We start from the raw sequence: 22,665 nt of genomic DNA on the forward strand, positions 1-22,665 counted from the left end.
CGCCCACCAGCCCCTTGATCAATGAGTACGGCGGCACGTTCGCTGACTTTATCCAGGGTTTCGAACCAGCCTGGAGCGTGCCCTACCTGGCCGATGTCGCCCGGCTGGAACGCTTGAGGGTCCGCGCTTATCACGCGGCGGATTGCCAGGTTCTGGATCAGCACAGCGTACTTCGGCAACTGCAAGGTTGCGCACAACTGGGGCAACTGCGTGTAGGACTGCATCCGTCACTTGCCACGCTGGAATCGTCCTACGCGGTGGTATCGGTTTGGGCGGCGCACCAGGCCGACGGGGCCATCGCCAGCTTGAACCCCTGGCATGCCCAAGGCGGGCTGGTCTTGCGCCAAGGGTTGGTGGTCAAGGTATTCGCCATCGACCGCGGGTCTGTGACCTTTATCAACCGACTCAACCAAGGCGCAGGGCTGGAAATGGCCATAGCTGATGCCCTGAAAGCCTCTGACGAATTCGACTTGCACCTATGTCTCACGCTGTTGATCAGCCACGACGCCATCACCCATTTGCATCTGCAACCAGAGGTATCGCCATGAACTTTCCCGCTCCCTGCCTGGTAAAACGAACCGTCGCACTGTTTGAAAAAATCCCCTACAGCCTGATCGCCTTTATCGCGCGCTTCTCCATTGCTGCGGTGTTCTGGAAGTCTGGCCAGACCAAGGTCGAAGGCTTTGCCATTGACCTGATCAGCGGCACCTTCCAATGGGGTGAGCCCAAACTCGCCGCCTCGACGCTCTTTTTGTTTCGCAGCGAATACCAATTGCCTCTGCTGTCGCCAGAGGTGGCCGCGCACCTGGCAACCTTTGCCGAGCACTTTTTTCCGGTATTGATTCTGCTGGGGTTCGCCACGCGCTTCTCGGCCCTGGCCTTGATAGGCATGACCTTGACCATCCAGCTGTTCGTCTACCCTGACGCCTACCCCACTCACGGCACCTGGCTTGCGCTGTTATTGTTGTTGCTTGCCAAAGGCCCCGGGTGCCTGTCCATCGACCACCTGATTGCCCGTCGTTATCGCTGAAGCCGATCCAGCGCTTCGCCGCTGCGCTTGAACCAGTCCACCAGGTAGTCGGCCAACACCTGGGTACGCCGAGGCAAACCGCCCTGGTAGGGATGCACCAAGTACATCGGCATGCTGCGTGTCTGATAATCGCGCAGCAGCCAGCGCAATCGGCCGTCAGCCAGCTCCGTGGGTAGAACGTAGGACGGCAGGCGGGCAATACCGGCGCCGACCAACGCTGCTTTTTTCAACAGGTTGTAGTGGTTGGAGGCGAAGGTGCCGCTCACCTTTACCCGCAGCAATTCGTGTTGCTGGTGGTACAACCACTCCTCGCGGCCACTGTAATGACTGTTGAGCAAACAGCTGTGCGCCGCCAGGTCCGCTGGGGTCTGCGGCTCGCCATGCTGTTCCAGATAAGCCGGGCTGGCGCAGGTCATCTCATGCCAGGCCAGCAAAGGTTTAGCCACCAAGCGTTCATGTTCGATGGCGCCCGACCGTACCCCCAAGTCAAAACCATCCCGTGCCAAGTCTCGGTAGTTGTTATTGAGCTCCAGCTCGATCTGCACCTGCGGGTATTGCTTGGAGAACTCCAGCAGCAAGCCATCGAAGAAGGTTTCACCCAACGACACTGGAACGGTCATACGCACAGGGCCAGCCAAATCATCTTTGAGCCGCGCCAATGCCTGGCGGGCGCGTTCCACCTGCACCACCAATGCTTGTGCCTGGGGCAGCAACGCCGCGCCGGCAGCAGTCAGGCTCAGCTTGCGCGTGGTGCGGTGCAGCAAAACCACGGCAAACTGCGCTTCCAACTGGCTGATGCGCTTGGACAACTGCCCTTTGCTGCAGCCCAATTGTGCGGCCGCCACGGTGAAACTGCCGGCTTCGATCAGCACGGCGAACGCCGCCAGGTCATCCATTTCGCTCATCGACTGTTTCCATTTGAAAACCAAAGGTTGCCTATTAGCACGTTTATCCAATTAAAAAGCCACACTAGACTGAACGCAAATCCCAACCCCTGTAGGAGCGAGCTTGCTCGCGAAAAACTCAAGATCGCCGCCGTGTAGTCAGTTTTACCGCGTGATCGTTGACGTTCTTCGCGAGCAAGCTCGCTCCTACAGGGCATCAGCCCAGAGGAACAGCACGATGAAAATCCTATTGATCGGTGCCAGCGGCACCATCGGTTCAGCGGTCAAGGCGGAACTGGCCCAGCGCCACGAAGTGATCAGCATCGGCCGCACCAGCGGTGACTTCCAGGTGGATATCAGCGATAGCGCCTCGATCCGTAAGCTGTTCGAGCAGACCGGTAAGTTCGACGCCCTGATCTGCGCGGCAGGCAGCGTCAACTTCGTGCCCCTGGCAGACATGAACGACAGCGATTTCGAACTGGGCCTGCGTGACAAGCTGATGGGCCAGGTCAACCTGCTGTTGATCGGCCGTGAGTACGCCAACGACGGTGCTTCGTTCACGTTCACCAGCGGCATCCTGAACCGTGATCCGATCCGTACCGGCGCTTCGGCGGCCTTGGTCAACGGTGCTCTGGACGCCTTCGTCAAAGCGGCGGCCATTGAATTGCCTCGCGGCCTGCGTATCAACTCGGTCAGCCCGACGGTACTACTGGAAGCCATGGGCAGCTATGCCCCTTATTTCCGTGGCTACAAACCTGCCCCCGCCGCCGATGTAGCGCTGGCTTACGCCAAAAGCGTCGAGGGCCTACAAACTGGTCAGACCTTTATCGTGGGGTGAGGGTGAGTGCTGTAAGAAACGCCTGAAGCTGGCAAGCGGGCTTGTGATGCACGGCCAGCCTGCGTAACGTGGCGGCACTTGCCTGGAGACCCGATAATGCGCGCCGCCCGTACCCTCGTCCTGTTTGCCTTGCTTCCTGTATTCGCCGCCTGCCAATTGTTCGAAAGCGAGCCGGCCAAGCCATCGACTGTCGGGCTGACCCGTATGCAGGGTGAGTTGACCGCGGTGGACGGCAAACTGCTGTTCCAGCCGTGCGGCGACCAGCGTAGCTACGTGGTCAACGACACCGGCGGCACCAGCGTCCTGCAGGAAGCCGCCTCGCTGGCCGGCCAGCAGGGCAAGCTGTTTGCCGACCTGCGCGGCAAGTTTTCCGGGGTCGCCAGCGGCACCCAGGGTTCAGTGGACCTGCAACAGCTGTATCGCGTCGAACGCTCGACTTCAGCGTGCTCCGACCCGGACTTCAAGCGCATGATACTGCGGGCCAACGGCCATAAACCCGCCTGGGCAATGAATGTCACGGCCAAGGGTATGGTGCTGGAACGCGAAGGCCATCCACCTTTGGCAGTACCCTACGTCGAGGAACAACTGGGCGACGGCCGCTTCAATCTGATGACTGAAGCCAACAACCAGCACATCGAACTGTGGGTGGCGCCCCAGCGCTGCGTCGACAGTGTGAGCGGCAGCCTGCAACACATGAGCGCCGAGTTGCGCGTGAACGGCCAGGTGCAGCGTGGTTGCGCAGCATTCGGCGGCTCGCGGGACGACTGATTAGGCCCTGTGCTGTTTTAACCTGACGGAAACTTGCCATTGGGGCTTATAATCGCCGGTTTGCAAAACAGCCGGCCTCCTTGCCCGCCGCCTACCGGATCCTGTCATGTTACGAATCACCGAACTCAAGCTGCCCATCGACCATCCCGAAGAAGACCTGCGCACTGCCATCGTGCAGCGCCTGGGCATCGCCAGTGATGACCTGCTCGATTTCACCCTGTTCAAGCGCAGCTACGATGCGCGTAAAAAGACCTCTGAGCTGTGCTTCATCTACACCGTCGACCTGAACGTGAAGGGTGAAGCCGCGCTGCTGCTCAAGTTTGCCGACGACCGCAACGTCAACCCGGCACCGGATGTCAGCTACAAGGTGGTGGGCCAGGCGCCGGAAGGCCTGGCTGAGCGGCCAATCGTGGTGGGCTTCGGTCCCTGCGGGATCTTCGCCGGGCTGCTGCTGGCACAGATGGGCTTCAAGCCGATCATCCTCGAGCGCGGCAAGGAAGTGCGCCAACGCACCAAGGACACCTGGGGCCTGTGGCGCAAAAGCGTGCTCAACCCCGAGTCCAACGTGCAATTCGGTGAAGGCGGCGCAGGCACCTTCTCCGACGGCAAGCTGTACAGCCAGATCAAGGACCCGAAATTCCACGGTCGCAAAGTGCTGCACGAGTTCGTCAAGGCCGGCGCGCCGGAAGAAATTCTCTACGTCAGCAAGCCCCACATCGGCACCTTCCGCCTGACCGGCGTGGTGGAAAACATGCGCGAGCAGATCATCGCCCTGGGCGGTGAAGTACGCTTCGAGCAGCGGGTCACCGACGTGTTGATCGAAGACGGCCAGTTGAACGGCGTGGTCATCGACGGCGGCGAGCAGATCCTCTCCAAGCACGTGATTCTTGCCCTGGGCCACAGCGCCCGGGACACCTTCCGCATGCTCCACGACCGTGGCGTGTACATGGAAGCCAAGCCGTTCTCGGTGGGTTTCCGTATCGAACACCCACAGTCGCTGATCGACGCCGCACGCCTGGGTAAATACGCCGGCCACCCGAAGCTGGGTGCTGCGGACTACAAGCTGGTGCACCACGCCAAGAACGGCCGTTCGGTTTACAGCTTCTGCATGTGCCCCGGCGGCACCGTCGTGGCTGCGACCTCGGAGCCCCATCGCGTCGTGACCAACGGCATGAGCCAATACTCGCGTAACGAGCGCAATGCCAACTCTGGCATCGTGGTAGGCATTACCCCCGAGGTGGATTACCCGGGTGGCCCGCTGGCCGGTATCGAGTTGCAGGAACGTCTGGAGTCCCGCGCCTACATCCTCGGCGGCAGCAACTACGAGGCCCCCGCGCAACTGGTAGGTGACTTCATCGCCGGCAAACCCTCCACCGCGCTGGGCAGTGTGGAGCCGTCCTACAAACCCGGCGTGTCGTTGGGCGACCTGGCCCTGGCCCTGCCGGACTTCGCCATCGAAGCCATCCGCGAAGCCTTGCCGGCGTTCGAGAAACAGATCAAAGGTTACTCGCTGCACGATGCGGTGCTGACCGGCATCGAGACCCGCACCTCATCGCCCTTGCGCATTACCCGCAACGAGTCGATGCAGAGCCTGAACGTCAAAGGCTTGTTCCCGGCCGGAGAAGGCGCGGGGTATGCCGGTGGGATTCTCTCGGCGGGTGTCGACGGGATTCGGATCGCCGAGGCGTTGGCGCGGGATATGCTCGGCATCCACGGTTGAAGCTTCGAGTTGTAAGCTTCAAGCCACAAGCTAAAAACAGGTATGCATCCTGCTTTTCTTGTAGCTTGGAGCTTACAACTTGGCGCTGCTTGTCAGATATTAGCGCGCAGGATGTTAGCGGGTAGCGCCTCACCGCGCTCGACACTCGCCGCAACCGCCGCGATCAACCCTTCCAGCTCATAGCCCTGCCCCGCCAGCCAAGCTTGATCGTAATAGGTCGTGGCATAGCGCTCACCACCATCGCACAAGATCGCAACGATCGACCCCGACTCCCCCGCCGCTTTCATCTGTTGCGCCGCCATCAGCGCACCGATCAGGTTGGTCCCGCTGGACCCGCCAACCCGTCGCCCCAAACGCTCAGCCAGGTAATGCATGGCCGCCAGGGACAATGCATCCGGCACTTTGACCATGGCGTCAATCACCGCGGGCAGAAACGATGCCTCCACCCGTGGGCGACCAATCCCTTCAATCCGTGAGCCACAGTCCAGGCGCAGGCTGGCGTCACCACTCTGGTAGAAGTCGAAGAACACCGAGCGTTCGGCGTCGGCACATAGAACACGCGTGCAATGTTGACGATAACGCACATAGCGGCCCAGGGTCGCGGTGGTGCCGCCGGTGCCAGGGCTGGAAATCAACCAACTCGGCTCCGGGTGCTGTTCAAAGCGCATCTGCTGGAAGATCGATTCGGCGATGTTGTTGTTCGCCCGCCAGTCGGTGGCACGCTCGGCGTAGGTGAACTGGTCCATGAAGTGCCCCCCGCTTTCCTGGGCCAGGCGTTCGGATTCGGCGTAGATCTGCGTCGGGTCCTGGACCAGATGGCTCTTGCCACCATAGAAGGCAATCTGGGCGATCTTCTCTTGGGACGTGGTCGCGGGCATGACGGCAATGAACGGCAAGCCGAGCAAGCGCGCGAAGTAGGCTTCAGAGATCGCGGTGGAGCCGCTGGACGCTTCAATAACGGGGGCGCCCGGCTTGAGCCAGCCATTGCACAGCGCATACAGGAACAGCGAGCGCGCCAGCCGGTGTTTCAGGCTGCCGGTGGGGTGGCTGGACTCATCCTTGAAGTACAACTCGATGCCTGGCAAACCCGGTAATGGCAGCGGGATCAGGTGGGTATCGGCGCTCCGCTGGAAGTCCGCTTCAATGATACGAATGGCTTCGCGGGCCCAGGTACGGTGGTCGCTCATGGTGGATTCTCTAAAGGTTTTCAGCGGTGATCTTAGGATGTTTCCCACGCTTCACACAGATACAGTGACGACGCAATTGGACACACAATTGCTAGTCTCTAACCCACCGATGTTCCGGCCAACCACTTATAACAAATAAGAATATAACTTTTGTTTTAACAACTAACGGTACGGGTTAGGGTACCCACCTATTGAACCTGGATTGGAGAGCATCCCTTGCCTCTGCGTAGCACTTTCACCCGTTTCTTCCAGCTGGAAGCCGCCAGTGGTCTGTTGTTGATCGCCGCCGCCGCTTTGGCGCTGATTATCAACAACTCACCGTTGTCGCACCTGTACAACGCCTTTCTCGACACGCCGGTGGTGGCTCAGGTTGGCGCGTTGAAAATCGCCAAGCCGGCGCTGCTTTGGATCAACGATGGCCTGATGGCCCTGTTTTTCCTGCTGATCGGCCTGGAGGTCAAGCGTGAGCTGCTGGATGGCCACCTGTCCAAGCCTTCGCAAGTGGTGCTGCCTGGCGCAGCGGCCATCGGCGGCATGGTTGTGCCGGCGCTGATCTACTGGGCGCTTAACAAGGACAACCCGGCCGCCCTGGCCGGCTGGGCGATCCCCATGGCCACCGACATTGCCTTTGCGCTGGGCGTTCTGGCCCTGCTGGGCAAGCGCGTACCAGTGTCGCTGAAGCTGTTCCTGATGACCCTGGCGATCATTGATGACCTAGGCGCCATCATCGTCATTGCCTTGTTCTATTCCGCTGACTTGTCCACGGCATCCCTGGCGGGCGCGGGGGCGTGCTTGATTGCGCTGATTGCGATGAACCGCCTGGGCGTGATCAAGCTGGGGCCGTATATGATCATCGGCCTGATCCTGTGGGTGTGCGTGCTCAAGAGCGGTGTGCATGCGACCTTGGCGGGTGTAACCCTGGCGTTCTGCATTCCACTGCGCACCAAGAATGCCGAAACCTCACCGCTGCTGAGCCTGGAACACGCCCTGCACCCCTGGGTGGCCTACGCCATCCTGCCGCTGTTCGCGTTCGCCAATGCCGGTGTGTCACTCACCGGTGTCAGCCTGGAGAGCTTCACCCACTCCGTGCCCATGGGCATCGCCGCGGGCCTGTTGATCGGCAAGACAGTCGGTGTGTTCGGCCTCACCTGGCTGGCGATCAAGACCGGCATCGCCTCACTGCCCAGCGGCGCCAATTGGGGCCAGGTACTGGGCGTGGCGATCCTGTGCGGGATCGGCTTCACCATGAGCCTGTTTGTCGGCTCCCTGGCGTTTGTGCCGGGCGCCAGTGAGTTTGCCGGTGAAGATCGCATGGGGATTCTGACCGGGTCGATCCTGGCGGCCTTTATCGGGTATGCGGTGACGGCGATGGCAAGTCGCAAGAAAGCCGTCGTTGCATGATTGAAGTCAGTCAGTTGTAGGAGCGAGCTTGCTTGCGAAAAACTTGGAGGCGCCGCGTTCATTCATTGAGCACGCGTTATCGTTAACGTTTTTCGCGAGCAAGCTCGCTCCTACAAAAAAAACCCCCAACCGGTCACCCGGTTGGGGGTTTTTCTTCGCCTGTAGCTCAAGGCTTAGCGAGTAACGCGGCTGGTACCGTCGACGGTCATGATGCGTACGCGGTCACCAATGCGGAAGATTTCATTTTCCTGCACGGCTTGTACGTAGGCACGCATGCTGCCGTCGTCTTCGCGCACGGTGATTTCCACGCCCTGCGTACGGGTCAGGCCTTCTTCGGTGGCCGAGCCCAGCAGGCCGCCCGCAACTGCGCCGATCACAGCAGTAACGATGCTGCCACGGCCGCCACCGATGGCGCTGCCGCCAACGCCGCCGATGACTGCGCCCGCGGCGCCGCCGATTGGGGTCTTGGTCCCTTCGATCTTCACCGGACGCAGGGATTCGATGGTGCCCATGCGAACGGTCTGTACACGACGCGCCTCATCACGAGAGTACGAGTCGCCGGTCAGACTCGAGGCGCAGCCACCCAACAGCAACGACAGGGTGGTAAAGCAGGCAACTAGTAAAACGGACTTACGCATAGCATCAACTCCAAAGGACAGGTATTCATTAAACGCTGTGGCTTGGCGCGTGTCACGGCGCACCAGGCAGAAACTTGCTTTCATTCAGCCTGAGTACAGACTGCCAGCACCAGAGAACTCGACGAACGGTAACCAAGCCAGGGTACGGAACCATGCCATAACCGGCTCGATCAGTGTAGCCGCACAGCCGAAAGCGTCCGAAGTCTCTTGAACAGAGACTTCGACGCAACGGTGTTGATTCAGGTGGAATGACGAAAGGTGACGCTCAGGGCGCCAGGCGCTCGCGGCACCATTGGCCGTCTTGCAAGCGGTAGTTGAGGCGATCATGCAGGCGGCTGGCGCGGCCTTGCCAGAACTCGATGCGCTCAGGCAGTAAACGGTACCCACCCCAATGCTCGGGGCAATCGGGCTGGGTATCGCTGAAACGCTCTTCAGTGGCCTTGAGCAGCGCCTGCAGCTCTTCGCGATCACGAATGACTTTGCTCTGCGGAGAGGCCCAGGCGCCCAGGCGGCTGCCCAACGGTCGCACCTGATAATAAGCATCCGACTCTGCAGGCGTGACCTTGGCCACGCGCCCTTCAATGCGTACCTGGCGCTCCAGGGTTGGCCAGAAGAAGGTCATGGCCGCAAACGGCCGCGCCGCGAGTTGTTCACCCTTGGCGCTCTGATAGTTGGTGAAGAAGGTAAAGCCCTGTGCATCCAGGCCCTTGAGCAGCAGGATGCGGCAGTGCGGGCGGCCGTCCTGATCCACCGTCGCCAGCGTCATGGCATTGGCCTCCACTGGCGGCTGTTCGGTTTTCACCGCATCAGCAAACCAATGGTGGAACAACGCAAACGGCTCGTCCGGGGCCTGGGCCTCGCTCAAACCGTCCCGTGTGTAGTCACGGCGCATATCGGCCAGTGCCTGGGTCATGCGGCTTTATCCTTGTGGTTCAACAGCTCAGTTCTTCGCCTGGTCGTTCGAAGCGGGTGCCGCCTTGGCTTTTGCCGTGGCAGGTTTCTTCGCAGCCGGCTTGGCCGCAGCCTTTTTAGCCGCTGGCTTGGCCGCCGCTTTCTTGGCCGTGGCCTTTTTGGCAGGCGCTTTGGCCGCCGGTGCTGGCGCAGGCACATTCTGCACCGCGACCATTTCGGCTACGGGCGGGGTCTTGCCGGAGTTGTACTTGCTCAGCAGTGCCAACATCGTTGTACGCTGAGTGAACATGATTTCCATGCGACGGTTCAGCGCACGCCCCTGATTGCTGTCGTTGGCGGCACGCGGCATAAGGTCGCCCATGCCACGCAGCATCAAGCGATCCTGTTTCAGACCACTCAGGCTGAAAATCGAGGCAATGGACTGCGCACGTTCCTTGCTCAACGCCTGGCTGGCCGGGGCGCTGCCCGTGGCATCAACGTGGCCCAGCACCAGTACGGCGGTCTTCGGGTCAGCTTCGACGGCCTTGGCCACCCGCGTGAACGGGCCCAGGGTCACCGGCAGCAACATGGCCGGACGCTTCGGGTTGTAGGAGCCGTCTACCGGGGCAATCACCACCAGGGTGTTGTCACGGCGCTCCAGTTGCAGGTTGCTGTCCTTGATGGCGGCACGCAGGCGTGGTTCGTATTCGTCCAGCCAGGCTTGGGTGATCTTCGGGTCAGGCATTTGTACATTGGTCACATCGACCTTGGCCAATGGCTTTGGCTTGCTTTCGAACGGCCACCACCAGCGCGGCTCGCTGTCGGTCTTGGCGACGACAGGTGCGGCGTCCGAGGCCGGGGTTGCCGCCTTGAGGTCGGCTTTCAGGTCGGCCTTGGCGTCGGCGGCTTTGTCTTCGGCACTCTTGGTGGAAAACGGCCACCAGCTGTAACCGGTGTCGGCTTTGGCAGCCGGGGCAGCGGCAGCAGCGGTGACAGGCTCAACAGGCTTGGCACCGGCGGCCGGCTTGGCGTCGGGTTTGGCATCCGACTTGGCGTCGGTCTGGGCCACTGGATCCTTGGTCGCCGTTTTGTCAGATCCAAATGACCACCAATGCCCACCTTCGGCATCATTTTGTGGAGTTTGTGCACAACCCGTAATAGTGAGGCACAGCGCCAGTGCCAAAGACTTGTTCGATAACATGAGATATCCACAAAATGAGAAAAAACCAGAGGGTCGCAGGACCCGTTAAACAGACGCTAAAAGAACATTCAAGTTACAACATGTCGTTCAGCATCTTTTTTATACTTGCCTTTGTAACAAAAAATTGTGAAACAGCAAGGGGTTTATAGACAACCGGCCAATATTCCGACCAACTTCTGGGCCCGCGGGTCCATAAGTACGTAGGGACCCAGGGTATTAGTCACAAAACCGAAGGCTACATCATGTTCAGGGTCGGCAAACCCGACTGAGCCCCCTGCCCCGGGATGCCCGAATGCACGTGGTCCGAGGCCGAACGTGGCATTGGGCAACTGCGGTTGATCCAACATGCAGCCCAGGCCGAAGCGGGTTTGGGTCAATAAAGTTTTATCCAGCCCGATACTGTGCTCGCGGGTCAATTGTTCGAGCATGTCGCTTTCCAGCAAACTACCGTCCAACAAACCACTATAAAACCCGGCCAGGCTGCGTGCATTACCGTGGCCATTCGCCGCAGGCTGCTGCATGCGCCGCCATTCAGGCTTATTAGTGCTGGTCAGAATAGACGGTGGATTGGCAAATGCACGGGTAGTCATCGCCGTCGGCTCGCGCATCATTACTTGAAGTAACCGTTGCGCGGCTTCATCCCCCATAGTGCCTTTGCTGCGCGCTATATGAGCGACGCGATAAAACTCTTCATCCGCCAGGCCTACATGGAAGTCCAGCCCCAATGGGCGTGCCACCCGCGCCACGATCGACTCCCCCGGCCCGCGCCCGTCGGCGCGACGCAACAGTTCGCCAACCAGCCAGCCGTAGGTGATTGCCTCATAGCCGTGGCCCTGGCCCGGTGTCCACCACGGGGCTTCTGCCGCCAGGGTATCGACCATCAATTGCCAGTCGTACAACGCTTGGGTGGGCAGCATTTCGCGGATGGCGGGCAGCCCGGCCTGGTGGCAGAGCAACTGGCGCAGCGTGATCGCGTCCTTGCCAGCAGCGGCAAACTCCGGCCAGTACTCGGCTACCGGCGCATCGAGCTTGAGCTTGCCTTCGGCCACCAGTTGCAGGGCAGTCACTGCCGTGAAGGTCTTGGTGCAGGAGAACAGGTTGACGATGGTATCGCTGTGCCAGGCCTCGGCACCGTCCTTGTCGGCAGTACCGGCCCACAGGTCGACGACGGTTTGCCCGCCGATCTGGATGCACAGCCCGGCACCACGCTCCTGAGGATCATCGAACAGGGCGGCGAAGGCTTCGCGCACCGCTTCGAACTGCAGCTCGTAATGACCCTGAATCTGCACCTAAGTCCCCTCGGAAAACACCATGAAAAGTGGTCGCCATTCTTTCAGCCATTGTAGGTTTTGTGAACCCGTCAACGATGAATCAATGACCGTTTCCAGCGTGCCCACCGGCATGCCCAGCGCCCTGCCCCGCGCCTTTGCCGTCGCGCCCCGGCTTGCCGGCTTCACTTTCACGCATCGCTTGGGTGGCCTTGGCTTTTTGCGCCTCACGGCCCAACTGGTCGAGCGCGGCCAGGTTGCTCTTGCGCACCGTCTCGACAAAGCCCTGGAAGGGTACATCGGTGATGCCGACCAGGCCGAAATGGCCGTTTTCACCATCCAGCAGACGCCCGGTGACCGGCTGGTCCAGGTACTGGAACCAGTGCACCCCGACAATCGACGGCTCGGCCACCGCCTGCTTGAGGAACGCGGAGTACGCCGCGCCGCGGTCCTCTTCGCGGGCCAGTTGCGTCACGCCGCCCCAGAACGGGCCGCGGTCGGCGGAGCCAAAGTTGAATTCGGTGATCAGTACCGGTTTGTCCAGCGCACGCAGGGCGGCGAAGTCGTAACCGTCCTGGGGTTTCAAGGTGTACATGTTGAAGCTCAGCACGTCGCAATACTGCGCGCACGAAGCGACGGCCTCGGGCGTGCTCACCGCAAAACGGCCGCCCAGCAACAGCTGGTTGGGTGCGTGCCACTTCAGCGAGTCGGAAATGGTCTTGAAGTAAGCATCGGCGAAGGTCTTCTGGAAATACTTGAAGTCGGCTTCGATTTCCGGGTGTTCAGGGCTGGGCATCGGCGGCTCGAAGCCTGGGTCTTCCATCAGTTCCCAACCAGCCAGTTGAATACCCCAGGCTTTGGAAAGGCCCTCTTCATTGCGATATTTATCGCGCAGTTGCTTGAGGAAGGCGCGCTTGGCCGGCACGTCGGTGGTCATGCGCAGGGTGCCGTACGCCAGGGCGTAGCGAGATTTTGCATCCTCGCCAGGACCGGCCCAGGCCAGTTCGTTGTCGGCAAAGAAACCGATCAGCCAAGGATCGTCACGGTGATCGCGTGCGGCAATAGCCACTGCGCGCTCGGTGGCCATGGCAAAGCGCGGGTCGAACGGATCGGGCATGCCGCCCCACCAGTCGGTGCCGGTGCTGATGCTGGCATAGTCACCGACAATCGACAGCGGCAAGGTGTACGGCACGCGGTCGGCAGTAGCCAGGTCCGGATCGCTCCAGTTGCCGACGGTGTTGAAGCCCCAGGCTTGCAGGCGATCGAGGGTGTGGGTCACCCAGCGTGGCTGGTCCAACGCGTCCCCGCCGTAAGTACGTTGCAGGTTGGCCCCATAGAAATCGTACCAACGCCCCGAGCCAAAACCGCGGCCTTCACCGGCGCCGTTGCCGGTGCGGCTGTCGTCGCTGCCGTAGTACTTGTCAAAGGGTTCGCCGGCCTTGGGCAGCGCCGCGAACATCCACTCGCGCCCCGCCACGTAGGTCTGGCTGTTGTCCGGCGCCACGGTGTTCACCCCCAGCGAGTAGAACGGATGCCCCTGCGGCGTCACCAGGTACCAGCGGCCGTCGCGCTTCTGGGTGCGGAAAAAACCGCTGGCATCGAAGGCCGGGCCCTTCTTCCAGCCACCGTATTGATCCAGGGAGGACTTGTCCCGCTCGGCCAGCCAGGTCTTGAGCTGCTGTTGTTCCTTGGCGGCCGATGCCTTGAGTTGCTCGTCGCTGCTGACCTTCTCCGGCCAGCGTGCGCGGTTGGATTGGCCATAGGCATCCACCAGTTCAGTGTAGGCAGCCTTCAATACCGGCTCGCTGTCCTGCACGCCGAAGCGCTCCAGCAGGATACTTTGAGCGGCATTGGGCTTGAGCATCGACAGGGTCACCGAGACGATCTGGCTGCGGTCGATTTCCCCGGCGCTGGCGGCCAGCAATACCCGTTGGCCATCCACCGTCATCGGCATCGGCGGGCCGGCCTTCATGCCCTGGCTCAGCGGTGAGTTGGCTTGCAGCGGGACGAGCAGCGTCTGGGCCGGGCCGGCCGGCAGGTCGATGCGGCTGACGAGCGTCTTGCCGTCGGCGCTCTGCACCTTGACGTAAAGGGTCAGCGCCCAGTTCATCGCGCTCTGGATACGCAGGCTCATGGCGCTCGATTGCGACCAGTCCCACGTCCCCGTCTGCGGGCTGAGCACCAGGCTCGGCTCGGCCGCTGGGTTGAAGGTGATGCGGCGCAGCACCTCGCCTTCGGGCGTTTGTTCGGCATTGTATTGCGGCAGGCTGGCGTCCTGGGTCGCCACCTTGACCACATCGGCCGGCCGGACGAAGTTGAACAGCGTTTGTTGCCCCTCGGGCGCCGCCATCAACGGCGCAGCGAACAGCAGGGCAAAAAGAGCGGGCAGCGTGCGAATCATACGAACAAGGTTCTCCCAAACGGCCGATGACTGGCCTGATGATAGTGATGAGATAGACCACAGAGTGGGCGAATCCGCCCACGGTGGCTTAAGAAATTTCGCGCCTGAACGGCGGCAATGCATTGAGGATCGCCTTGCCATAGCGCTGGGTAACCAGGCGACGGTCGAGCAAGGTGATGGTGCCGCGGTCTTCTTCGGTACGCAGCAGACGCCCGCAGGCCTGCACCAGCTTCAGTGAAGCATCCGGCACCGAGATTTCCATGAACGGGTTGCCGCCCCGGGCTTCGATCCATTCGGCCAGTGCGGCCTCGACCGGGTCATCCGGCACCGAGAACGGGATTTTGGCGATCACCACGTGTTCGCAGTAGGCACCGGGCAAGTCCACGCCTTCGGCAAAGCTGGCCAGGCCGAACAACACACTGGAATCCCCACCGTCGACCCGCGCCTTGTGCTTGTTCAGGGTTTCCTGCTTGGACAGGTTGCCCTGGATAAACACCTGCTTGCGCCAGTCGCGGTCGAGGCCGTCGAACACGTCCTGCATCTGTTTGCGCGACGAGAACAGCACCAGGGTGCCGCGGGAGCCTTCCACCAACGACGGCAGATCGCGAATGATCGCCGCCGTGTGCGCCGCAGCGTCCCGCGGGTCGGCCTTGAGGTCTGGCACCCGCAGCACGCCGGCGTCAGCGTGATGAAACGGGCTGGGCACCACGGCGGTGACGGCCTTTTTCGGCAGGCCGGCGCGCATGCGGAAGCGGTCAAAGGTGCCCAGGGCCGTCAGCGTGGCCGAGGTTACCAGGCAGCCGTAGGCGACGTTCCACAGGTTGCGGCGCAGCATTTCAGCGGCGAGGATCGGACTGGCGTTGACCTCGATATCGAACAGCGCACCGCTTTCCGACAACGTCAGCCAGCGGGCCATGGGCGGGTTGTCTTCCGGGTCTTCGACGGTAAAGGCGGTCCACAGCTCCCAATTGCCTTGGGAACGAGACAGCAAACTGCCGAACAAGGGATACCACTCTTCGGCCTGGTTGCTGGCGATGCCGATATTGACCTCGCCATCCATGCCTTCCTTGAGCAAGTCCGTCAGGCGGGTGAACAGGTCGGTCAGGCGTGAAAAGCCTTTCTTCAGCTCGATGCCCATTTCGCGCATGTGCTCGGGGATCATCCCGCCGACAAAACGATGGCGCGGGCGCTCACGGCCTTCGACGTCTTCACCGGGCTTGAAGTCCGCCACCTGCTCGCAGGCGCTGAACATGAACTGCTGCTGGGTCTTGATCTCGCGCGCCAGCTCCGGCACTTGCTCGATCAACTTGCCCAGGTCGCCGGGCAACGGGTGCTGGGCCAGTAATTTGGTAAGGTTCTTGGCAGTGGTTTCCAGCCAGTCGGCCGTGGAGCGCAAGCGGGTGTAATGGGCGAAATGGCCAATGGCCTTGTCTGGCAGGTGGTGGCCTTCGTCGAACACATAGAGGGTGTCGCGTGGGTCGGGCAGTACCGCACCGCCACCCAGGGCCAGGTCAGCCAATACCATATCGTGGTTGGTGACGATGACATCTACCTTGCCCATGCCTTCGCGCGCCTTGTAGAAGGCGCACTGGCCGAAGTTGGGGCAATGGCGGTTGGTGCATTGGCTGTGGTCGGTGGTCAGGCGCGCCCAGTCTGAATCTTCCAGGGCGGTGGGCCAGCTGTCGCGGTCGCCGTCCCATTTGTTGCCGGCCAGCTTCTCGATCATGCTGGTAAACAGCTTCTGGCTGGCCTCATCCACCTCGATCTTGAAGCCTTCTTCTTCGAACAAGGAGGCAGTGGCGGTTTGGGCGTGGCCTTCCTGCAGCAATACGTCGAGCTTGGACAGGCACATATAGCGGCCACGGCCCTTGGCCAGGGCGAAGGTAAAGCTCAAGCCGCTGTTGCGCATCAGGTCGGGCAAGTCTTTGTAGACAATCTGCTCTTGCAGCGCGACGGTAGCGGTGGCGATCACCAGGCGCTTGCCAGCAGCCTTGGCCGTGGGAATCGCGGCCAGGCTGTAGGCCACGGTCTTGCCGGTACCGGTACCGGCCTCGACGGCCACTACCGCAGGCTCACCCTCGCGGCGGCCTTCGTCGTCGGTGTCGATATCCCCGAGGACTTTTGCCACTTCGGCGATCATCAGGCGTTGGCCGTAGCGCGGTTTCAAGCTCTTGGCTTCGAGAAAACGCGAATAGGCGCCCTGGATCGTGGTTTTGAGTTCAGTGCTGATCATGGATAGTCGGGCGCAAAAAACGCTGGATAAATTTTCAGTGGTTCGGATCGGCCGCTATCATACCCCGCTAATTAATCCCGCGCAGAACGGAGTACCACAATGACCGCGTTTAGCCTCGCCTATACCCTGCATGTACTGGCCGCCTTGATCTGGGTAGGCGGCATGTTTTTCGCCTGGATGATCCTGCGCCCCGCCGCCGTGGCGGCACTTGAGGGCCCTGCCCGGCTCAAGCTGTGGGCAAATGTGTTTCAACGTTTTTTTGTTTGGGTATGGGTGGCGGTGGTGCTTTTGCCGATCAGCGGCATTGGTTTGCTGCAACTGCGCTTCAGTGGTTTTGAGACCGCGCCGCGTTATGTACAGGTGATGATGGGGTTGTATCTGGTGATGACGGCGTTGTTTATCCGCATCCAGGCCTTGAAGTTCCCGGAGCTGAAGGCAGCGGTGGCGGCTGAGGATTGGCCGGCGGGCGCGGCAGCGCTGGGGCAGATTCGCAGGTTGGTGGGGATTAATTTGATCGTGGGGTTGGTGGTGGTGGCGGTGGCTTCGGCTCGGCCGATGTTCTGAGCTGTTGGCTTGCCCTAACGCGTGTAGGAGCGAGCTTGCTCGCGAAAAACTCACAGACGCCGCGTTTATTCAGGAAGCACGCGTTATCGTTGACGTTTTTCGCGAGCAAGCTGGCTCTTACAGCCGCTGGATGGTCACAGACCCCGCAGGCCCAGCCGGCCCCGGTTGCCCCTCCAACCCTGGTCGGCCCTTTTCGCCGCCGTCCGCGCGGTACACCAGGCAGCCCTTGGACTGCCCGCCCTTGCCGGGTTTACCTGCAACACCCGCCAGGCCTCCAGCCCCGCCATCGACCCAGACCTTGATCTGTTCAGCCGGGAATTCCTGTGGCAACTCCAGGCGTACCTGGGCGCCCGCTGCCCCTGGCCGGCCATCGCCGCCGTTATCGCCATTAAAGCCGCGCCCGGCTGAACCCCAGGTGCAACCCGGGTCCACGCCGTTGGCACCGTCCAGGCCCGCATATCCTTGGGCTCCAGCGCCACCACGGGCATCCACCGACAGCGCTTCGGCAGTCAGCGAGTTAATGCGCAAGGTCAGATCACGCCCAGCCTTGGCGGGTTTTTCGTGGGTGCCGGGGGCGCCCCGTGAAGTGATCTGGCTACCGTGCTCCAGCTGCGCCTCGCGCACTTGCATTTGCAAGGCGGTATTGCCGGGCACAATGGTGATGCGTGCGTCGCGCCCCAAGTGCAGCTCATCCACCGTGACCTGGCTGATGGTGGCCGGAATCAGCAAGGTGCCGTAGTCCGCTACGTCCAGGCGCTCGAGCTGCAACACGCTGGTGCTGCTGGGCAGGCGCATCAACGAATTGGTTTCGACACTGACGCTCTGGGCCAGGGCAACGGGGCTGACCAACAGGGCCAGCAGAAAAACCTTACGCATCATGGGGCTCCTGAGTGTTTTCAAATTTTTCTTTGAGCGCACAGTAACGACTTCTACCGGCGATTTGCCAGTGAAGGATCAAAAAACTTCAGTTCCACCTTGGTGGGTATCGACCGCCGCGCTCTAGGCCCACGCGCCCAGCCGCGCTAGTCTCTACGGTCTTGATGCGAGGATCTGCAATGACCGCTGGAATTTCTGCCCGTACGCCCCAACAAGCCTTGGCGGCCCTGCTGGACCTTCACAGGCCAAAACGCCTGTTGTTAGTGGGCGCCAGCCAATTTCCGGCGCTGGATGCCTTCCGGGCTGCGCACGCGGATACCGAGGTGTTCTATGCCGCGCCAGGGCCGTTGCCGGAAGACCTCGCGGCGCAGCGCTTTGACCTCGCGCTGGTGGTCGACTGCCTGGAGCACCTGTCCAAACCCCAGGGCCTGACCCTGCTCGGAGGCATCCGTAACCTCAACGCCAGCCGCATTGCCGTGCTGGTCGACCTGGGTGCCTGCGACTGGAAGGACACCGACTTTTTCTCCCTGGCCCTGCAAGCCGGCGAACGCTTCCAACGCGATGATCAGGTGCTGACGCTGTTTACCTATGATCTGCTTGACTATAAACAGGTGCCGGACTGGCTCAACGCCCGCTTCTGGGCCAACCCGGAAAACTTCGGAAAGTATTGGTGGTAACCCGATGAGTACATCCATTTGCCCGTGCGGCAGCGGCAATCTGCTGGATGCCTGCTGCGGCCATTATCACGCCGGCCACCCGGCCCCCTGCGCCAGCGCGTTGATGCGCTCGCGCTACAGCGCCTATGTGCTGGGCCTGGTCGATTACCTGGTCGCCACTACGCTGCCTGCGCAACAGGCCGGCCTGGACCGCGACGCCATTGCCGCCTGGAGTGCCCAGAGCACCTGGCTGGGCCTGGAGGTGGAAAGCTCCGAGGTATTCGGCGGCCAGCCTGAGCACGCCTTTGTCACCTTTACCGCGCGCTGGCATGACGCTGCCGGTGAACATAGTCACCGCGAGCAGTCTTCTTTCGTACAGAATGAAGGGCGCTGGTACTTCATCGATCCTACGGTAGAAGTGAAGGCCGGACGTAACGATGCCTGTTTGTGTGGCAGCGGGCAGAAATTCAAGAAGTGCTGTTCCAGCTACTTCTAATCACTCGACGGGGATAGCGCCATGCTTCGAATGTATAGCTTGATGCTGGCGTTGACCCTGGGCCTGACCGGCTGCGCATCCTGGTTCGAAGACGACGCGCCGCCCCCCCACGTTTCCCTGGTCAAGGTCGAAGTGGTGCGGGCCAAGCTGCTGGAACAGAAATTCAAGCTGTACTTTCGCGTGGACAACCGCGACGACGCCGACCTAACCGTGCGCGGCCTGGTCTACAAGGTCAGCCTGGGCAATCTGGTGTTGACCGAAGGCGAGTCCAACGAGTGGCTGACCGTACCGCCACGCGGTCATAAATTCTTCAAGGTCTCGGTGCGCACCAACCTCTGGCCACAGGTGCGTGAGGTGGTGCAGATGCTGAAAAATCCCGACCGGCCCGTGCCTTATCGTTTAGAAGGCGAACTGAAAACCGGATTATTCATCGGTAATGACGTGCAGGTGGCACACAATGACGAGATAATCCCCGGCGATTTTATTCCGGAGCAACATCGATGACACAGCAACCTCATGTCCATGGTCCTGACTGCAACCACGATCATGATCATCATGATCACGACCACGGCCATGTCCACGGCCCGAACTGCGGCCACGCTCATCAAGAGCCGGTGCGCAATGCGTTGAAGGACGTCGGTCGCAACGATCCTTGCCCGTGCGGCAGCGAGAAGAAATTCAAGAAGTGCCACGGTGCTTAAACCGCACGGGTAGGAGCGAGCTTGCTCGCGAAAAACGTCAACGATAGCGCGCGTTTTCTGAGTAAACGCGGCGCCTATGGGTTTCTCGCGAGCAAGCTCGCTCCTACAAAACCTTAAGCCACCTCGATTGGTGGCTGTTTCAAGTTCTCACGCAATTGCCAAAACTCCCGCTTGCGTCGTTTCGCCGCGCTCACTAACGTAGCGCCTTTACTGACGCTACCCCCCGCAGGAGCTTTGCCATGGCCTCGCCAGCCCTCTTACATTTTCTTCCCCGGTTCGGCGTTGCTGCGGCAGTGTTCAGTGCCTTGGGCCTGGCCGGTTGCCAGCTCCAGAACACCCACGACACCCTGCCGCCCGTTGCCGGCGTGCAGCCAATCAAGGGCCTGGCGCAGAATGTGTCGGTGCGCCGCAATGCCCAAGGCATGCCGCTGATCGAAAGCAACACCTTCCACGACGCTTTGTTCAGCCTCGGTTACGTACACGCCAGCGACCGCATCACCCAGATGGTCACCCTGCGCCTGCTAGCCCAGGGCCGTCTGGCGGAAATGTCGGGGCCGCAAGTGCTGGACGTCGACCGTTTTATGCGGGCGGTCAACCTCAAGAAAAGCGCTGGCGAGTTGTACAACGCCTCATCGCCGCGCCTCAAACGCTTCTTTGAAGTGTATGCCCGAGGCGTCAACGCCTACCTGTTCCGTTATCGCGACAAGTTGCCGACGGACCTGGCCCAGAGCGGCTACAAGCCCGAGTACTGGAAGCCGGAAGATTCGGCGCTGCTGTTCTGCCTGCTCAACTTCAGCCAGTCGAGCAATCTGCAGGAGGAGCTTTCGTCCCTGGTGCTGGCGCAAAAGGTCGGCGTCGACAAACTCGCCTGGCTCACCCCAAGCGCACCGGACGAACCCGTCCCGCTGGCCGAAGCCGACAAGCTCAAAGGCGTCAACCTGAACCAGATCACCGGCCTCGCCGGGCTGGAGACGGTGGGCCAGCAATTGCGCGGCCTCAATGCTCTGGGCGCCACCACCTCAAGCAACTGGGCCATTGGCCCACAACGCAGCCGCAGCGGCAAAAGCCTGTTGGCCAACGATATCGCCGCGCAGCCACAAGCACCGTCGCCGTGGAACTACGTGCAGATTCGTGCGCCCAAATACCAGGCCGTCGGTGCTTCGATTGCCGGCCTGCCGACCCTGCTGGCGGGTTTCAACGGCAAAGTGGCGTGGAGCATGAGCGCGGTCAAGGGCGACACCCAGGACCTGTTCCTGGAGAAGGTCAAACGCCAGGGCAGTGCGCTGTACTACGAGAACAACGGCAAATGGCTGCCGGCCGGCGTGCGCAACGAAACCTTCTTCATCAAGGGCCAGCGCTCGATTCGCGAAGTGGTGTACGAAACCCGCCACGGCGCTCTGCTCAACAGCAGCCAGGCGCTCACCAGCGGTCTTGGCCTGGCCTTGCAAACCGCCGACTTCAAGGACGACAAGAGCCTGGATGCGTTCTTCGACCTGTCCCGCGCACAAAACGCCGGCAAGGCCTCGGATGCTACCCGCGAGATTCGTGCCATCGCCCTGAACATGATCTTCGCCGACGCCAGCAACATCGGCTGGCAGGTCACCGGCCGTTTCCCCAACCGCCGCGAAGGCGAAGGCCTGTTGCCATCGCCGGGCTGGGACACGCGCTTTGACTGGGACGGCTACGCCGACGCGATGCTGCACCCGTACGACCAGGACCCGGCCCAAGGCTGGATCGGCACCGCCAACCAGCGTACCGCGCCGCGTGGCTACGGCATGCAACTGTCCAACGCCTGGGATGCACCGGAGCGCAGCGAGCGCCTGGCGCAACTGGCCAACGCCGGCAAGCATGACAGCAGCAGCCTGATCGCCATGCAATACGACCAGACCACCCTCTTCGCCGCCAAGCTCAAGAACATGTTCCAGGCACCCGGCATGGCCCAGCCGCTCAAGCAGGCCATCGAGGCCCTGCCGACAGCGGAACGTGCCAAGGCCCGCGAAGCACTGGAGCGCCTGATGACCTTCGATGGTCGGCTGGCAACCACCTCGGCTGACGCGGCGATCTATGAACTGTTTCTGCAAGAAAGCGCCCGGCAAATCTTCCTCGACAAACTCGGCCCGGAAAACAGCGCCAGTTGGAAAGCCTTCGTCAGCAACGCCAGCCTGTCCTACTCGGCCATCGCCGACCATCTGCTGGGCCGTGAAGACAGCCCGTTCTGGGATGACACGCGTACACCGCAAAAAGAAGACAAACCCGCGATCCTGGCCCGCACCCTGGCCGCCGCCATCACTACTGGCGACAGCCAACTGGGCGCCGATCGCAAGGCCTGGCAGTGGGGCAAGCTGCACAGCACCACATGGAAAAACACCAGCGGCCAGGTCCTCCGCGGCCCCTTTGCCAGCGGTGGCGACCACAACACCTTGAACCCGGCGCCCTATAGCTGGGGCCAGGACTTCAACGCGACCCAGGTGTCGGCGCTGCGCATGATCATCGACTTCGGCCAGGCGGAACCGATGATGGGCCAGGGCGGCATCGGCCAATCCGGCAACCCGGCCAGCCCGAACTATGTCAGCGGCATCGACCCGTCGTTGAAGGCGCAGTACCTGAGCTTTCCGATGCAGCCGCAGAACTTTGAAAGGGTCTATGGCAAGACGCGGTTGACCCTGACGCCTGGCAAGTAACCCGGTTTTCCCAGAAGAAACCGCATAAAACTGTGGGAGCCGGCTTGCCTGCGATAGCAGCCGAGGGTAACCACGATGCGAAGCGAGCCGCTCTTGATCTGCTTTTGATCTCAGGCGCCCCGTTAAACCACGCTGGCCGGAATTCGACAGGGATTTGGGGGGTAAACCGGCAGGGATGCCGGTTTAGCCGCCCCGCGCCATGGATGGCGCGTGGCGGCGGCCCCCCAAATC

Annotated in this window: 21 protein-coding genes; 12 read left to right on the forward strand and 9 right to left on the reverse strand. The window is 61.4% G+C overall.

Features of this window, described 5'->3' with window-relative positions; all coding sequences use genetic code 11:
• Positions 1–548, forward strand: a 548-nt coding sequence (locus GIV26_RS26475) for a DUF2063 domain-containing protein (protein WP_236282828.1), incomplete at its 5' end; no start/stop codon positions are given.
• Positions 545–1,030, forward strand: coding sequence for a DoxX family protein (locus GIV26_RS26480; protein ID WP_034125950.1), 486 nt, complete (start codon positions 545–547; stop codon positions 1,028–1,030). The genes GIV26_RS26475 and GIV26_RS26480, both read left to right, overlap by 4 nt.
• Here the strand turns inward: GIV26_RS26480 and GIV26_RS26485 are convergent.
• A complete protein-coding gene (locus GIV26_RS26485; protein ID WP_034125949.1) occupies positions 1,021–1,935 on the reverse strand; it encodes a LysR family transcriptional regulator in 915 nt (304 codons plus the stop codon). The two genes, GIV26_RS26480 and GIV26_RS26485, sit on opposite strands and share 10 nt — an antisense overlap.
• A 217-nt stretch (positions 1,936–2,152) precedes the next feature.
• Between GIV26_RS26485 and GIV26_RS26490 the strand changes: the two genes are divergently transcribed.
• From GIV26_RS26490 to GIV26_RS26500, 3 genes are all read left to right on the forward strand, one after another.
• Complete coding sequence (locus tag GIV26_RS26490) at positions 2,153–2,752, forward strand: short chain dehydrogenase (protein WP_034125948.1); 600 nt, start codon at positions 2,153–2,155, stop codon at positions 2,750–2,752.
• A gap of 96 nt (positions 2,753–2,848) precedes the next feature.
• On the forward strand, positions 2,849–3,520 hold the full coding sequence (locus GIV26_RS26495) for a COG3650 family protein (protein WP_034125947.1): 672 nt from the start codon (positions 2,849–2,851) through the stop codon (positions 3,518–3,520).
• A 106-nt stretch (positions 3,521–3,626) separates the two neighbouring features.
• Positions 3,627–5,240: an NAD(P)/FAD-dependent oxidoreductase gene (locus tag GIV26_RS26500; RefSeq protein WP_186526569.1), complete on the forward strand. Its 1,614-nt coding sequence runs from the start codon at positions 3,627–3,629 to the stop codon at positions 5,238–5,240.
• 92 nt (positions 5,241–5,332) lie between these two features.
• Here GIV26_RS26500 and GIV26_RS26505 read toward each other — a convergent pair whose 3' ends face one another.
• A complete protein-coding gene (locus tag GIV26_RS26505; RefSeq protein ID WP_054897976.1) occupies positions 5,333–6,427 on the reverse strand; it encodes a PLP-dependent cysteine synthase family protein in 1,095 nt (364 codons plus the stop codon).
• A 216-nt stretch (positions 6,428–6,643) separates the two neighbouring features.
• On the opposite strand from GIV26_RS26505, the gene nhaA reads away from it, so the two are divergent.
• The gene (nhaA, locus tag GIV26_RS26510; protein WP_032893143.1) at positions 6,644–7,828 is read left to right on the forward strand and encodes a Na+/H+ antiporter NhaA; all 1,185 of its coding nucleotides are present in this window, start codon (positions 6,644–6,646) and stop codon (positions 7,826–7,828) included.
• A 173-nt stretch (positions 7,829–8,001) separates the two neighbouring features.
• On the opposite strand, the gene GIV26_RS26515 is transcribed toward nhaA, so the two are convergent.
• The 6 genes from GIV26_RS26515 to dinG all read right to left on the reverse strand — a co-directional run bounded on the left by GIV26_RS26515 (position 8,002) and on the right by dinG (position 16,460).
• Positions 8,002–8,466 (reverse strand): glycine zipper 2TM domain-containing protein, encoded by a 465-nt coding sequence (locus GIV26_RS26515; protein WP_003189251.1) that lies wholly within the window; start codon positions 8,464–8,466, stop codon positions 8,002–8,004.
• 265 nt (positions 8,467–8,731) lie between these two features.
• Positions 8,732–9,379, reverse strand: coding sequence for a pyridoxamine 5'-phosphate oxidase (gene pdxH, locus GIV26_RS26520; RefSeq protein ID WP_034125943.1), 648 nt, complete (start codon positions 9,377–9,379; stop codon positions 8,732–8,734).
• Positions 9,380–9,406: 27 nt separating this feature from the next.
• Positions 9,407–10,558 (reverse strand): OmpA family protein, encoded by a 1,152-nt coding sequence (locus tag GIV26_RS26525; protein WP_080757662.1) that lies wholly within the window; start codon positions 10,556–10,558, stop codon positions 9,407–9,409.
• A gap of 143 nt (positions 10,559–10,701) precedes the next feature.
• Positions 10,702–11,847 (reverse strand): serine hydrolase domain-containing protein, encoded by a 1,146-nt coding sequence (locus GIV26_RS26530; protein ID WP_236282830.1) that lies wholly within the window; start codon positions 11,845–11,847, stop codon positions 10,702–10,704.
• An 82-nt stretch (positions 11,848–11,929) separates the two neighbouring features.
• Entirely contained in the window at positions 11,930–14,227 is a 2,298-nt protein-coding gene (locus GIV26_RS26535; protein WP_236282832.1) for a beta-galactosidase, read from the reverse strand.
• A gap of 88 nt (positions 14,228–14,315) precedes the next feature.
• The gene (gene dinG, locus GIV26_RS26540; protein WP_014717263.1) at positions 14,316–16,460 is read right to left on the reverse strand and encodes an ATP-dependent DNA helicase DinG; all 2,145 of its coding nucleotides are present in this window, start codon (positions 16,458–16,460) and stop codon (positions 14,316–14,318) included.
• A 99-nt stretch (positions 16,461–16,559) separates the two neighbouring features.
• Here dinG and GIV26_RS26545 point away from each other — a divergent pair, with 99 nt between their 5' ends.
• Entirely contained in the window at positions 16,560–17,024 is a 465-nt protein-coding gene (locus GIV26_RS26545) for a CopD family protein (protein WP_034125939.1), read from the forward strand.
• A gap of 117 nt (positions 17,025–17,141) precedes the next feature.
• Here GIV26_RS26545 and GIV26_RS26550 read toward each other — a convergent pair whose 3' ends face one another.
• The gene (locus GIV26_RS26550) at positions 17,142–17,900 is read right to left on the reverse strand and encodes a hypothetical protein (protein ID WP_034125938.1); all 759 of its coding nucleotides are present in this window, start codon (positions 17,898–17,900) and stop codon (positions 17,142–17,144) included.
• Positions 17,901–18,079: 179 nt separating this feature from the next.
• Here GIV26_RS26550 and GIV26_RS26555 point away from each other — a divergent pair, with 179 nt between their 5' ends.
• The 5 genes from GIV26_RS26555 to GIV26_RS26575 all read left to right on the forward strand — a co-directional run bounded on the left by GIV26_RS26555 (position 18,080) and on the right by GIV26_RS26575 (position 22,434).
• Complete coding sequence (locus GIV26_RS26555; RefSeq protein WP_096142869.1) at positions 18,080–18,577, forward strand: DUF6231 family protein; 498 nt, start codon at positions 18,080–18,082, stop codon at positions 18,575–18,577.
• 4 nt (positions 18,578–18,581) lie between these two features.
• Positions 18,582–19,052 carry a YchJ family protein gene (locus tag GIV26_RS26560; RefSeq protein WP_034125936.1) on the forward strand — a complete coding sequence of 157 codons (471 nt, stop codon included), beginning with the start codon at positions 18,582–18,584 and terminating at the stop codon, positions 19,050–19,052.
• 21 nt (positions 19,053–19,073) lie between these two features.
• Complete coding sequence (locus GIV26_RS26565; RefSeq protein WP_236282834.1) at positions 19,074–19,556, forward strand: LEA type 2 family protein; 483 nt, start codon at positions 19,074–19,076, stop codon at positions 19,554–19,556.
• Positions 19,553–19,753: an SEC-C metal-binding domain-containing protein gene (locus tag GIV26_RS26570; RefSeq protein ID WP_003189235.1), complete on the forward strand. Its 201-nt coding sequence runs from the start codon at positions 19,553–19,555 to the stop codon at positions 19,751–19,753. The genes GIV26_RS26565 and GIV26_RS26570 overlap by 4 nt, the downstream gene beginning before the upstream one ends.
• 239 nt (positions 19,754–19,992) lie before the next feature.
• Complete coding sequence (locus GIV26_RS26575; protein ID WP_236282835.1) at positions 19,993–22,434, forward strand: penicillin acylase family protein; 2,442 nt, start codon at positions 19,993–19,995, stop codon at positions 22,432–22,434.
• The last annotated feature ends 231 nt before the right edge of the window (positions 22,435–22,665 follow it).

Source organism: Pseudomonas sp. PA-1-3F (assembly GCF_021609665.1).
GTDB classification, from domain to species: Bacteria; Pseudomonadota; Gammaproteobacteria; order Pseudomonadales; family Pseudomonadaceae; genus Aquipseudomonas; species Aquipseudomonas paracarnis.